The organism is Paenibacillus sp. FSL H3-0286 (assembly GCF_045040705.1).
GTDB classification, from domain to species: domain Bacteria; phylum Bacillota; class Bacilli; order Paenibacillales; family Paenibacillaceae; genus Paenibacillus_AQ; species Paenibacillus_AQ odorifer.
Window position 1 is genome coordinate 2,479,116 of record NZ_CP150285.1, and the last position, 13,939, is coordinate 2,493,054.

Sequence of the window (13,939 nt, forward strand, 5' to 3'; positions counted from 1 at the left end):
GGAATACCTGTTAACAGTAACACCAAATATCCAGATTGTTCAACCGATAAACAAAGTTTCATTTAATAATTACAAAAAGTTGCTAGTTTACACATGGATGTTGAAATCGCTTACTTATATAATGTGCCTAGTCATACGAAAATAGGATGCTTAAGGGGAGAATTATCATGCCTACGAAGGAATTGCACCTTGTGAAGCAGGGCAGTGCTGCCAAGATTTACGTAGACCCCAAGGGGAAAGATTATGAGGGATTACGCCGGGTGGCACAGTCTTTTGCAGCAGATGTTAAACAGGTAACAGAGGTTGAGCCTGAGATATATACACAATTGAACGAATTGGATGGAACAGTCATAATCACTGGATCGATAGGGAGTAATGATTTTATCGATGATTTAATCGCGGAGGGAACCGTTGATGTATCGGTCATCCAAGGTAAAAGAGAATGTTATAAAATTCAGGTGGTTGAACAACCCACAGCGGAAGTGGACAAGGCGCTCGTCATTGTAGGAAGTGATAAACGGGGGACGATTTACGGGTTGTATTCGATCTCCGAAAAGATTGGAGTTAGTCCTTGGGTGTACTGGGCGGATATTGTGCCGGAGAAGAAGCCGGCATTGTCCATTCCTGATAACCAGCTTCATGTGATCTCCAAGGAGCCTTCGGTTAAATATAGAGGTATTTTTTTGAATGACGACTGGCCGTCTTTAGGTTCTTGGGTAACTCAAAGATTTGGTGACTTTAATGAAGATTTCTATGACAAGGTATTTGAACTCATTCTTCGCTTGAAGGGGAATTATTTATGGCCGGCGATGTGGAGCGCCGAATTCAGCCTGAATGGTAAAAGCAGCCCGATTGCCAACGCCAAGCATGCACAAGAATACGGAATTATTATGGGGACCTCCCATCATGAACCCTTATTCCGGGCAGGCAGTGAATGGCAGAAGGTATACAGCCAACACGGAACAAGTAACCTATGGGATTTCGCCCGTAATAAACAGGCGATTACAGATTTCTGGGAAGACGGAATCAAGCGCAATCAGGACTTTGATAACTTGATTACCCTAGGCATGCGGGGGGAAAGTGACTCTGCGCTGGAGGGCTCCGACCAGGAGAATATTGATCTGCTGAAGGACATTATACTTACGCAAAAAGAACTATTGAAGAAATACAATCTTGAACATGCGCCGCAAATTTTGGCCGTTTATAAGGAAGTTGAGAAGTACTGGTATGGCACTGCCGGGGTGGAAGGGTTGAAGGACTGGGATGTTCTGAATGACGTTACGATCCTGCTTGCTGACGATAACTTTGGCAATCTCCGCAAAATCCCGACAAAAAACGAACGTAACCGCAGCGCAGGATGGGGGATGTATTATCATTTTGACTATCATGGTGGTCCGCATTCCTATGAATGGTTAAATACGACCCCGCTTGAAAAAGTCTGGGAGCAAATGTGTATGGCATACGATTATGGCATCCGTGATGTATGGATTGTGAACGTCGGGGATTTGAAGCCTATGGAATTGCCCATTTCCTACTTTCTGGATTTGGCCTACGATTTTGAGGCTTGGGGGACAGGTGCAATCAATCGGACTGTGGAATACACCAACCGTTGGGTAGAGCAGCAATTCGGATATGTGCTGGAACAAGAGACATGTCTGGGAATCGCACAATTGTTAGGGGATTATATCCGGATGAACGGTCGGCGCAAGCCTGAAATTATTTATCCGTCCACCTTCAGTCCTATCCATTACAATGAGGCGCACAGAGTTCTGGAGCAAGCGGTGATGATCGAGAAGGCTGCCGGCAAATACGATGAGCTAATCCCGGAACAACTAAAGGATGCTTACTTCCAGCTCGTATATTTCCCTGCTGTTGCCTCGGCCAATGTGGTCAAAATGCAAATTTATGCTGGACTGAACCATCTATACGCTAAGCGAAATAGTATGTTGGCAAATACTTACGCTGCTCTGACCCGCGAAACCATCGAACGGGATAAGTATCTGGAGCTGGTTTATAATAGCGGAATTTCGGATGGAAAATGGCAGGGAATGATGAGTTCCCCTCATGTAGGGTATATACATTGGAATGCAGAAGGGTGGAAATATCCGGATGTAAACACCTTGACGCCCGCCAGAGGTTCTTTAATGATTGTCGATGTGGAAGGAACGGAACAAGCGTATGTTTCCGGCACAGCTAATCTTCGGGTATTTACAAATCTCCAAAAAGAAAACTATCGCATCACAATCAGTAACGGTGGAGAAGCGGGTTTTGAATATCAGGTGCGGAGCACCGTAGATTGGATCAAGCTTGAGAAAATACGCGGCTGGATTGAGGCAGGGGAGACGCTTCAGGTTTCCGTAGATTGGGAGAAGGTCAAAGAAGCATCGACGGGCGAAATTACGATCTCCGGTGCCGGGAATATAGTTAAGGTGAAGGCAGCCGTGGATTGGATAGACATTCCGGATATGCCACCGATGACATTCATCGAGACCCATAATATCGTGTCCATTGAAGCGGAGCATACCATAACTCGTGTTTCGAAATCAGGGGTGGTATGGAAGACCATTGACAGCTATGGACGTTCTTTATCCTCGGTTAAAATGTTTCCGGATGCTGTATCTTTTGAACAACCGGAGGATGCACCTTGTCTGGAATATCGGATTCTAGTGCAGCAGGACACCGATTATAGCTTAACCGCGTATATTGCGCCGACAAACAATCTGTCACAAACTAGCGGGTTAAAATATGCGATAGGTTTCGATGATCAGGCACCCGTGATTAAGGATGCTTTACCAACGAACTTTGAAGGCGGCAATCATGATAATGAACCGTGGTGCCGTGCGGTTATGGACAATATTCATGCTGTAACCACCAGCCATGCTTTAACGAGGGGTCTTCATACCCTCCGCTTTTACGGATTGGATGCGGGTCTGGTTCTGCAAAAGCTTGTATTGTCCGCTGCCCAGCTTCCTTATTCCTATTTAGGGCCGGAGGAGAGCTTTTATACTAGCGGGACGGCGTCCATTCTTAGTTAGGTTGAATTAATAGGGCGAACAACTGGGTTGCTTCGGATCCTCCGTTATTTCAGGGCAGATGACGGAGGATAACCCTTTATATTTTTGAAAACGTTGCTGAAGTAGGCAACATCTTGATAACCACAGTGCGCTGCCACTTCGGACACATTAAAACCACCTGCCGATAGAATCATCTCAGCATTGTTCACCCGCACCTTGTTTATAAATTCTTTACAGGTGGAGCCAGTGTTCTGCTTAAACAGCTTACCAAGATATACGGGATTTAGGGCAACCCAATCTGCCAGCTCCTTGATCGTAACTTCCTCCGAATAATGATCCATGATATAGGTCATCACTTTTTGGATTCTTAGATCTATCAGAGGTGTTTCTTGATGGTGGGCGATACTTAATAAGCGGTACACAATCAGTTGAAAGATGGCCCGGGCCTTCATTTTGTAGAAAGGTTGTTTGCCCATCCAGACATGTGAGAATTCTTTAATATCCTCTAGAATCTCTTTAGTTCTCCAATTCCTAGTTACAGTCTCAAAAGGGAGCTGCACATGATTGTCCTCACCCTCCCAGAAGAAATTGAAGGCAAAGGAACGCATGGGTGCCTCCTTGAAAGTCTGAGCTTCCCGAATGCTGCCAGAAGGGGCATAGAGCATATCCCCGGCTTCAACCGTGAATTTCTCTCCATTAATAAAATAGTCAGACTTTCCTTCTACGATGAAGGTAAGATCATGGAAATCAATTTTACTCCTCGTAATCTCCCAATCCGGGAAGGATCGGCGATCAACGAACAAAAAAACACGGGGAACAAGATTTTCGTATTTGGTAATGTCCATTTCTACCACCCCTCTGTCCTTATAAATAGATCCGCGCTAATGCCGATTGGTATATTATACAAAAATGAATCCGATTAAGAAATGGGATTGTAAATTGACTTTGCGCAATCAGAAGAATACAATAGTTTTATGACTATCGAACAATATTCCTTAAAAGATGATGAAAAGCGAGTGAAGATTTTTAAAGCATTAGCAGAAGTGAAACGAATTGAAATGATTCGTTATCTTCATCTCCATAAGGAGAACAATACATGTGGGTCCATTGGTGAATCTATGGGAATGGACAAATCCAATGTGTCGTACCATCTGAAGATTTTGTATGAAGCTGATTTAGTAAGTGTCACACGTATGGGGCAGAATAAGATTAGCCAGCTTCGAGAGGATACGTTTAGCGAATTATTACCGGGTTTCTTGGACAGTTTATAATATGTCCGGAAACCTATAATTTTTTCTTGATAGTTTGATAGTTTTATAACTATTTGATAATCATGTACAGGGTTTGGTTAATAGTTATAGGTAGCAGCAAAAATAAATATTAATGGAGTAGTGATCTATGAATCAGTTGAAAAATAAACAGGTCCTGTTAATTTCACGTCCTGTAGGCATGCCAACCCAGCAAAATTTCGAGTTCAAAGATATTCCTGTAGTTGAAGCAAAAGAAGGACAAGTTGTTGTACGTACGTTGTATTTGTCAGTGGATCCTTATATGCGCGGAAGAATGAATGATTCTAAATCGTATATTCCTCCGTATCAGCTTAATGAAGTCATCGCTGGAGGACTTGTGGGAGAGATCGTAGAATCCAAATCGCAGCTATTCAAAGCTGGAGATAAAGTCATCGGTATGCTGGGCTGGCAGTTATATAATACTGTAGATGCTAAAGCAGTAACCAAAATCGATGATTCGATTGCACCTGTATCGGCTTACTTAAGTGTTCTAGGTTTAACAGGGCTCACTGCATATTTCGGTTTACTTGATATCGGGCAGCCGAAAGAAGGAGAGACTGTCGTAGTGTCTGGAGCAGCGGGTTCAGTGGGGATGTTTGTTGGACAGATTGCCAAAATCAAAGGCGCTCGTGTCGTTGGGATCGCAGGTAGCGATGATAAATGTGACTATTTGAAAAAAGAACTTGGCTTTGATGCAACCATTAATTATAAAACAACGGAAAATTTAGGCCAGGCTTTGGAAGAAGCATGTCCAAAGGGTGTTGATGTTTATTTTGACAACGTGGGTGGATCAATTTCAGATGCTGTGATGAGCTTGCTTAATGATTATGCACGTATTCCCCTATGTGGCGCTATTTCTTCCTATAATAGTACAGATGGAGATATGGGTCCACGTATTCAGAGCAGATTGATCAAAACCCGCTCCCTTATCAAAGGATTCGTTCTTAGTGATTACGCAGCCCGCCAGTCAGAAGGACTTCAAGAGCTTGGAAAATGGCTAACAGAAGGTAAATTAAAATATGAAGAAACAGTTGTTGAAGGATTTGATAATGTGGTTGAAGCATTCCTGCAATTGTTCCAAGGTGCGAACCTCGGGAAGATGCTTGTTAAGGTGAGCGACTCCGAATTCTAAAACAACACAAACAGCTCTGGTAGAGATTTTTATATATCAGGGCTGTTTGTATTATTACCAATCAAATCCGTTCAGACCATACCCTGTTTGGACTTCATGCATTTAAGATTGTATGTGCGGCCATAGGCTTTTGCATATTTGACGATTCGCTCAATCATGCTGGTGTCATTCAGTTTGGTAAACGGGCACGGATCGGGGGCAGTATTTACTTCCAAGATCCATGGTTTAAGGCGTCGATCCAAAGCAATATCCACACCGATTTCCTGCAGGCCGGGATAGGCTGTGCTCAGCTGTCTGGCGGAGTTCACTCCGATTTGTTGCATGGACCGGATCAACGCGCTACTATTCTCTACGTTTGTGTAGGATTCTAATAATGCCTCTACCGGATAAATCGTTCCCCCTTGGCTCCCATTCGTAACCACTTTGCGAGGATGAGCTACGCGACCCGCAATGCCTGTAGCTTCCCACCCACCCTTAAGATTTCTTTGCACCATAACCCGGATATCAAATGGCCTTCCCTCATAAACCAAAAGCCAAATCCCTTTTTGCACCAAATAGGACTTTCCTTGGGTCTCGCTAGAGATTGCCCGATAAGCCATCTCGTAATCAGAAAATGTATGTTTATGCGTACCGGACTGATAGCTGTAGGCTGGTCGTTTTTTGGAGGAATGATCTTGCGATCTTTCAATCCGGATTACACCCTGTCCCAAAGATCCACAGCAGGGCTTAATGTACACCATTTTATGTTTTTGCAACATCTCATAGAGTACGTTTTTATTCATTTTTTTCGTTACCGGGATATACTTCCTTAGCTCTTGTTTTCTAAGCAGTACCCTTGTTTTCGTCAGCTTATTGGATATCCGCCGTATTGGCTCCTTCATTTTGTTCCTCCGTTCTATATATCTATAGGCTATATTACGGGAATACGCAGTTTTTGCTTGGGCAACCACAGAATAATAGAACACATGCAAAGAATTCTACATATGAATATTGGAGGCATTTATTAAACTTGGGCTGCAGCATGCGGTCAACGGGAGGCGGCTATGATGCTGCTCGGGAAATTGCAGAATAAGGTGCAAGAAGTAATGGACGAATACCCTTGGTACAAGGGGCTGATCGATGGGGAGAAAACGAATTATAACCTGCAGAACTTACCTCTTATGTCTTCGAAAACACTTGAAACCTTCTATTATAACCAACCCATCGATCCTTCTTGGACTGTCTATAGGACGTCTGGTACAAGCTCAGGCCGTAGAAAAGCAATCCTTTACTCTGAGGAAGATGACAAACACTATGTGGATATTAAAACGAAGCTATTCGGCGAGCTTATTGCGGGAAGCGGATGTAACAGAGCGTTGGCGGATATGGGCACTGGACATGCAGCAAATACTGCGCTGACCATTTTTGAAAGGTTAGGATTGGAGAAAAGTTCAATACCCTTTGAACTGCCAATCGAACAGCATATTGAACAGCTTAAAGCTTTTAAACCTGACTTGCTCTATACGATGCCGTCCATCCTTGACCATATCGTATATGCTGCCGGAAACCCGCGTGAATTCGGAATTCGCAAGATTATTTTGGTAGGGGAAATTGCTCCGCCTGAGTGGCAGCGGAATATGGCTGGCTTGTTTGGTATTGATCCTAGAGATATCATCGATACTTACGGCTCCATTGAAATCGGTACGATCGCTTATTACTCCCATGATCATGGCAGGTACATTTTTGCCGACGGAATTTTTGCGGAAGGAATCGGGGTTCAGGAGTTAGACGAAGAAGTAAGGCCGCTTCGAAACAATGAAAGTATTCTGGTGCTTACCTCAACTGTCCGCAAGATGCTGCCAGCTCTTCGTTTTGTTACTTATGACGTTGTAAGGGATTTTAGGCCTGTGATGATAGACGGGGTTGAACAACAAAGCTTTGAGTCCATTGTAAAAAGAGTGGGTCAAGAACTGAAGCACGGTGAGAAGATCAGCCTGTACGATATCGAGCAGGTCGTATACCGTCATATTGAAGATGCGATCATTCGGGTCAAGGTAAAAAACAATGCGCTCTCTATTTATATCAAGAGTAAATCTGTGAAGCCCTCTATTATCCCGGTAATCAAAGAGGAAATCAGGGAGTGTATTCCGGAAATCGGGATGATGATTCGCAACCATCTGCTTGATGATATTGAGATCATTATAGTAGCTAAAGGGGAGTCGCTGGCCAGCGGGCAGGTCAAGAACAAGAAGTTATATTATCAGAAGGACAAAGCTAAGGTGGACATAAATATCCAAGGCGGTATCTTGTCGACTATCGGAAAAACGCCATTAATCAAGCTGAATAATTTGTTCCAGAACAGTGAGTTCGAAGTCTACGCAAAAATGGAACTGCTAAATCCGGGAGGAAGTGTGAAAGACCGTCCAGCTCTGCGGATGATCCATGAGGCATGGAAGGAAGGGAAAATCGGGCCGGGAACTACTATTATTGAGTCAAGTTCGGGAAATATGGCGATTAGCTTGGCGATGATTTGCCAATATTTAGGGCTGCGGTTTATTAGCGTGGTTGATCCAAGAACCACCACAACAAATCTGCAGATTCTGAAAACATTAACTGCAAAAATTGACTTTGTTAGCGATCCTGACCCTGATACCGGTGAATATCTACCTGCCAGACTGAATCGAGTGCAGCGACTCTTGGAGGAAATACCGGGCAGCTACTGGCCGAATCAATATGCAAACGCAAATAACTATTTGTCCCACTACCATACGACCATGAAAGAAATCGTGACTGAGCTTGGCGAAGTAGATTATTTGTTTTGCAGCGTAAGTACATGCGGCACGATTCGAGGTCTCGCGGAATATGTAAGGGATCATGGTCTGAAGACTAAGATTGTTGCCGTCGATGCGGAGGGAAGTACTATTTTTGGTGGCAACAAAGAGAAACGGCGGTTCCCGGGACTGGGTGCTGGCATCGTACCCCCTTTCTGCAGAACGGATTTAATCGACCGTATCGTGCATGTCTCAGACTTGGATATCGTAAAAGGATGCCGAGCACTCGCTCAGAATGAATCGATTCTGGCCGGTGCATCCTCAGGGGCTAACCTTGCCGCTGTTAGGCGTATGGAGCAAGAAGTGGCTCCAGGATCTGTCTGTGCGGTGATCCTGCATGACAAAGGGGAGCGTTACCTCGATACGGTATACTCTGACCCATGGATTCAGAATGAATTTGGGCAGGAGTTCTCGGCTGACGGTGGAGATGTCCTTGCTTAACGAACGGCAAAAGGAGGTTGTGGAATGCTGTATTTAAACGATCGGGACATCCGGGAGGTGGGGCTTGATTGGCCTTCTCTCGTGGAATCGATAGAAACTACGGTGCGCATACTTGATTCTGGAGATTACGCGCAGCCCGTAAAACCTTATCTAAGGTATAAAAATCCTCAAAATCGTATTATTGCAATGCCCGCATACGTAGGGGGGAACGTGAACGCAGCAGGGATCAAATGGATTTCCAGCTTCCCGGATAATATCCAGGTTGGTCTTCCCCGCGCGCATAGCATCATTGTCTTGAATGATCCCATTACGGGCGAGCCTATATCCGTCCTAAGCTCTCCGCTCCCCAGCATCGTAAGGACAGCTTCCATCAGTGGACTGATGATTGGCTACTTTTTGCAGGCACGTTCACTTGAACGGATTTATCTTGGCATTATCGGCTGGGGACCAATCGGGCAATATCATTTTCAAATGGTTATGGCATTGTACGGAGATCGAGTTGAACGTGTCCGCATCTTTGATATAAGGGAAGTAGATTTGTCAGACATCTCATCTATATATAAGGATAGGATAGAAGTGGAGGAGACGTGGGCGGACGTTTATCGAAAGTCCAATATCTTTATCACCTGTACCGTATCCAATCATAGATATATCGATATGCTTCCGGCGGAAGGTAGTCTTCTACTGAATATTTCACTGCGTGATTATAAGCCTGAGGCATTAGCTTCGGTGAAGGCCATAATCGTCGACGACTGGGATGAGGTGTGCCGCGAGAATACTGACATACAGCAGCTCCATCTGAAACATGGGTTAACTCGTGCCGATACCCGAATGATTACCGATGTCGTCTCGCGCCATTGCCTGAATGAACTCAGAGCAGATGAGCCGATTTTCTTTTGTCCGATGGGGATGGCGGTTTTTGATATCGCAACAGCGGTATACTTCGTGAAGAAGGCTAGAGAAAAAGGGATCGGGACTGAGCTACAGTAAGGTTGTAGGCATACGTTCGCTATGGGATTTTTTATAGATTTTTCTGATGTAACTAGACTATGATCCGTCACTTTTAAGGGTGGATTGCTGTCTAGTTTTTTTATTGTCTTGTTAACGTTCCATTCATAATACTCTGATAATCTCTATAAGTGTTAGGCGGATGATCATCCACCCCAATAAATGATGACTCGGAGGATAATAATGTTGACACCTATGAAAAAAAGGCTGATCGCTGGTCTGACCCTATTGGCTGTGATTAGTGCCGGCTTTGGCGCAAGCTTGGTATTTCCTGGGAAACAGGCCTCGGCTGAGAACCAAACGGGTCAAACCGGACTGCCGGCAGCGCAAATTGAAGCATTTGCCAATCTCGATGATACCGCGGGACTGACTAGCTACGTTGATGGAATTATGGAAAAAGATATGAACCGGCTGCAAATTCCGGGAGCGGTTATCTCCATTGTAAAAGACGGCAAGATTATTTTGGCCAAAGGTTATGGCAGTTCCAATCTGGAAGAAGCGGCACCGGTTAATCCGACAACCAGCATGTTTCGAATCGCTTCAACAACAAAGCTGTTCACCTGGACAGCGGTGATGCAAATGGTCGAACAAGGTAAGATAGATCTGGACACTGATATTAACACCTACCTGAAATCAGTGAAGATCCCTGTTACTTATCCTGAGCCGATCACGATGCGCCATTTGATGACACATACAGCGGGGTTTGAAGAGGGTGGAGTGGGTTATCAAATCACTACCGACCCTGCCAAATTGCCGGGATCAATCTCGGAAACACTCAATAAGCATATGCTGGCACGGGTAAGACCCCCCGGAGAGATGAGTTCTTATTCGAACTTCGGGGCTACTCTCGCGGGTCTGATTGTGGAGGAAGTCAGCGGTGTTCCTTACAATGACTATATACAAAAGTATATTTTCGATCCGCTCGACATGAAATATTCGACGGTGGTAGAGCCTTTGCCGGAGTCATTCATACCCAATCAAGTTGTAGGGTACACGAGTGAGAACGGTAGCTTTATTCCTGGCACACCTACCTTCGAGGGCGGCTTTCGTCCTGCCGGCTCGGGTACAGTATCAGCAGTAGACATGGCGCACTTTATGATTGCCCATCTGCAGAACGGGAAATATGGTGACCAGCAGATTCTTAGAACGGAGACTGCAGAACTAATGCATTCAACGGCGTACCAATTCGATAAACGTATGCCGGGAGTAGATCTGGGGTTCTCTGAGAAACGCATCAATGGTCTTAGACTAATCACTCATGGTGGTTCCGACCCCATGTTTAATACAGAGTTTTATCTTGTGCCTGCCAAGCATGTAGGTATCTTTGTTTCCTATAACGGCGGTCAGGGCGGTGATTTCGCGGCAGGCCTAGTCCATGCCTTTTTTGAGCGCTATTATCCCGATCCTGAAGCGAAGCAGCCTGAATTCTCCACTTCTGCAGAATCTGTTCAGAAATATGCGGGAACCTATCAATTCACACGCCGTAACCACAGTGATATTGATAAATTTTTCAATTTTTTTGCCCAGCTAAATGTTAAGGTAAAGGACAATAAGCTATCTTTGGGAAGTGGTAGTGAACAACAGTTGTATAGAGAAATCGCTCCGAATCTGTTCCAGCTCGAGGGAGGCACCGAACAAATCGGCTTCCGCACAAATGATACCGGTAAGGTTACACATATGCTCTTAGGTATGGCACCGGAAATGCCACTGGAGCGTACGCCACTCTTGAATCAGAATAAGTTTTGGCTTATCGTACTTGGCGGCTCGGGGTTGATTTTCATCACTGCATTGCTTGGACTAATCTTCTCCAGACGCAAGATCAAGGCGATGACGCCTCCGGAAAAGTGGGCCATCCGCTTATCTGCGGGAACTGCTGGGTGGGCGCTGCTATCTTTCGTTACGATATTTATGGTGGTTATGTCCATGGATACGATGCAGAAGTTCAGCGGTATCAGTCTTTCGCTTTCTCTCAGTTTAGTTATGCCAATCCTTTTGGTTGGACTGACTTTAGCTTTGCTAATCTCGGCTATACTGGTTTGGAAGAATAAATACTGGACAGCTTTCAAGCGTGTGCATTATACACTAGTGGCACTTTCGGCTGTAGTGATGACTCTGTTTTTCTACTATTGGAACCTGTTGGGTTGGCAGTTCGGATAACTTCGTTTCTTGTCAAGAATATATCATATATAATGTAAGCTTAAGAGAGGAGGACAATCGTGGCTACTATACTTATTGCTGATGATGATGATAACATCCGAAAGCTAATGTCTTTGTTTTTGCGAAAAGATGGTTTTGACCTCAAAGAAGCCAGGGATGGCACCAAAGCGCTGTCCATTATAGAGAACTCGCGAGTCGATCTCGTCATCCTAGATATTATGATGCCAGGATTGGATGGTTGGGATCTGTGCAGAGAAATCAGGCGCTCTGATGCCAACATTCCCCTCCTCATGGTGACGGCTAAAGGAGAATCTGCACATAAAGTGAAAGGTTTTCAACTCGGCACGGATGACTATTTGACCAAACCGTTTGATCCGCTTGAACTGGTGATGCGAGTAAAAGCTTTGCTTAAACGCTCGCTGGTTGTTTCTTCCCAGTCTGTGCAGTTGGGCAATGTGGTGCTTAACCGCCGCACTTTCCAGGTTACGCGTGATGAAGAACCGGTAACGATTCCTTTGAAGGAATTTGAGCTACTGTTTCTGCTGGCTAGTCACCCTAGGCAAATCTTCACAAGAGAACAGTTGATTTCTCAAATCTGGGGATTGAACTATGAAGGAGACGGCCGGACTGTAGATGTGCATATAAGCCGGTTGAGGGAGAAATTCTGCGGTAACGACGAGCAATTTCAAATCGAAACGGCCCGCGGCCTAGGATACCGGCTGATCCCTGCGCTATGATCAAGACATTGTATGTACGCGTCGTTCTCACGTTTTTAGGCATCATTATCTTTAGTCTGATTTGTTCCTTTTTCATTGGTTTGTATGTCTTTCAGAAACAAATAAGTTACGAGGGACAGAATGAAATGATCACAGTGGGGAAGGAGATCATTCACCGTTATGATGACGCCAAGCCTGAGGATACAGACGAGTTCTTGAATAGTATGGTTAAGGTATCTGCATACCCTATCCACTTGTATAATCATTCCGGGGAATATACCTTTTATGGGCTCAAGGATAGTCCGGCCGTCACTATCACCCCCGAGGCTGTGAAACAAGTGCTGCAAGGAAAACTCTATCGTTCCTCCGCGAAAGATAAGGATACCTTTATCGGGATGCCCTTTATGTTTAACGGGGAGTGGCAAGCAATGTTCTTGCAGTATTCTGCCGAGAACGAAAATATCGTCAATCGGATGCTGCTCTTTGTGCTTTTACTCGTGCTTTTACTGGGTAGTCTATGCATTCTTATTGCCGCCAGATATTTGGTGGAGCCGATCAAAGCTTTGACGAATGCGACAAGAAGGCTGGCCAAGGGTGATTTCGAGGTAGAGCTTAAAGTAAACCGAGTAGACGAAATAGGGGAACTGACACAAAGCTATGTGGAGATGGCCGGGGAGCTGAAGCAGCTGGAACAGATGAGGCAGGATTTCGTATCCAACGTTTCTCATGAAATTCAGACACCGCTTACGTCTATTTCCGGCTTTGCCAAGGCATTGCAGAACAATGATCTAATTGTGGAAGAGGAACGTTCTGAATATCTTGATATCATCATTGCAGAGAGTGAACGTCTGTCGAGGTTAAGTGATAATTTGCTGAAGCTCGCTTCCCTGGATTCTGAACATCATCCCTTTAATGCAGGTTCCTTCAATCTTGACGAGCAGATTAGAACCATCGTTGTGACCTGTGAGCCACAATGGTCAGCCAAAGGCATCGTTATCGATCTTGAGCTGCCGGAAGCTGTCAAAATTAAGGGTGATGAAGATCAGCTGAAACAAGTATGGATGAATTTGCTGAGCAACAGCATCAAGTTCACACCTGAAGGCGGGAACATCCGCATTAGTATAGATGACAGTGCAGCAGATGTATCGGTCACCATCAGTGATAACGGGATCGGGATTTCCCCGGAAGAGTTCAACGCCGTATTCCAAAGATTTTATAAAATAGACAAGTCACGGAATGGAAACAACAATGGCAATGGCTTGGGACTTGCAATCGTTAAAAAAATTGTCTCCCTGCATCAGGGAAACATAGAAGTGGACGGTGCGGTTGGAGCGGGAACGACGATTATCGTCAGGTTGCCCCATAAGTGAAA

Annotated in this window: 10 protein-coding genes; 8 read left to right on the plus strand and 2 right to left on the minus strand. The window is 44.9% G+C overall.

The window, feature by feature from the left end; all coding sequences use genetic code 11:
* The first annotated feature begins 167 nt into the window (after window positions 1-167).
* A complete protein-coding gene (locus MHB37_RS10655) occupies window positions 168-3,035 on the plus strand; it encodes a glycosyl hydrolase 115 family protein (protein ID WP_405169221.1) in 2,868 nt (955 codons plus the stop codon).
* Window positions 3,036-3,079: 44 nt separating this feature from the next.
* Here the strand turns inward: MHB37_RS10655 and MHB37_RS10660 are convergent, their stop codons facing one another.
* Window positions 3,080-3,859, minus strand: a complete 780-nt coding sequence (locus MHB37_RS10660) for an AraC family transcriptional regulator (protein WP_076195012.1) — start codon at window positions 3,857-3,859, stop codon at window positions 3,080-3,082.
* 129 nt (window positions 3,860-3,988) lie between these two features.
* Between MHB37_RS10660 and MHB37_RS10665 the strand changes: the two genes are divergently transcribed.
* Window positions 3,989-4,285, plus strand: coding sequence for a helix-turn-helix transcriptional regulator (locus MHB37_RS10665; protein ID WP_038569940.1), 297 nt, complete (start codon window positions 3,989-3,991; stop codon window positions 4,283-4,285).
* 127 nt (window positions 4,286-4,412) lie between these two features.
* Entirely contained in the window at window positions 4,413-5,435 is a 1,023-nt protein-coding gene (locus MHB37_RS10670; protein ID WP_405169222.1) for an NADP-dependent oxidoreductase, read from the plus strand.
* A 71-nt stretch (window positions 5,436-5,506) separates the two neighbouring features.
* Here the strand turns inward: MHB37_RS10670 and MHB37_RS10675 are convergent, their stop codons facing one another.
* Window positions 5,507-6,316: a YheC/YheD family protein gene (locus MHB37_RS10675; RefSeq protein WP_076129991.1), complete on the minus strand. Its 810-nt coding sequence runs from the start codon at window positions 6,314-6,316 to the stop codon at window positions 5,507-5,509.
* A 162-nt stretch (window positions 6,317-6,478) separates the two neighbouring features.
* Here MHB37_RS10675 and sbnA point away from each other — a divergent pair, with 162 nt between their 5' ends.
* The 5 genes from sbnA (at window position 6,479) to MHB37_RS10700 (ending at window position 13,937) form a co-directional block, all read left to right on the plus strand.
* Complete coding sequence (sbnA, locus tag MHB37_RS10680) at window positions 6,479-8,686, plus strand: 2,3-diaminopropionate biosynthesis protein SbnA (protein WP_405169223.1); 2,208 nt, start codon at window positions 6,479-6,481, stop codon at window positions 8,684-8,686.
* Between the two features lie 24 nt (window positions 8,687-8,710).
* Window positions 8,711-9,676, plus strand: coding sequence for a 2,3-diaminopropionate biosynthesis protein SbnB (locus MHB37_RS10685; protein ID WP_339281938.1), 966 nt, complete (start codon window positions 8,711-8,713; stop codon window positions 9,674-9,676).
* A gap of 201 nt (window positions 9,677-9,877) precedes the next feature.
* Window positions 9,878-11,851, plus strand: coding sequence for a serine hydrolase domain-containing protein (locus MHB37_RS10690; RefSeq protein ID WP_405169224.1), 1,974 nt, complete (start codon window positions 9,878-9,880; stop codon window positions 11,849-11,851).
* 59 nt (window positions 11,852-11,910) lie between these two features.
* Window positions 11,911-12,588, plus strand: a complete 678-nt coding sequence (locus MHB37_RS10695; RefSeq protein WP_405169225.1) for a response regulator transcription factor — start codon at window positions 11,911-11,913, stop codon at window positions 12,586-12,588.
* A complete protein-coding gene (locus MHB37_RS10700) occupies window positions 12,585-13,937 on the plus strand; it encodes a HAMP domain-containing sensor histidine kinase (protein ID WP_076129993.1) in 1,353 nt (450 codons plus the stop codon). The genes MHB37_RS10695 and MHB37_RS10700 overlap by 4 nt, the downstream gene beginning before the upstream one ends.
* The last annotated feature ends 2 nt before the right edge of the window (window positions 13,938-13,939 follow it).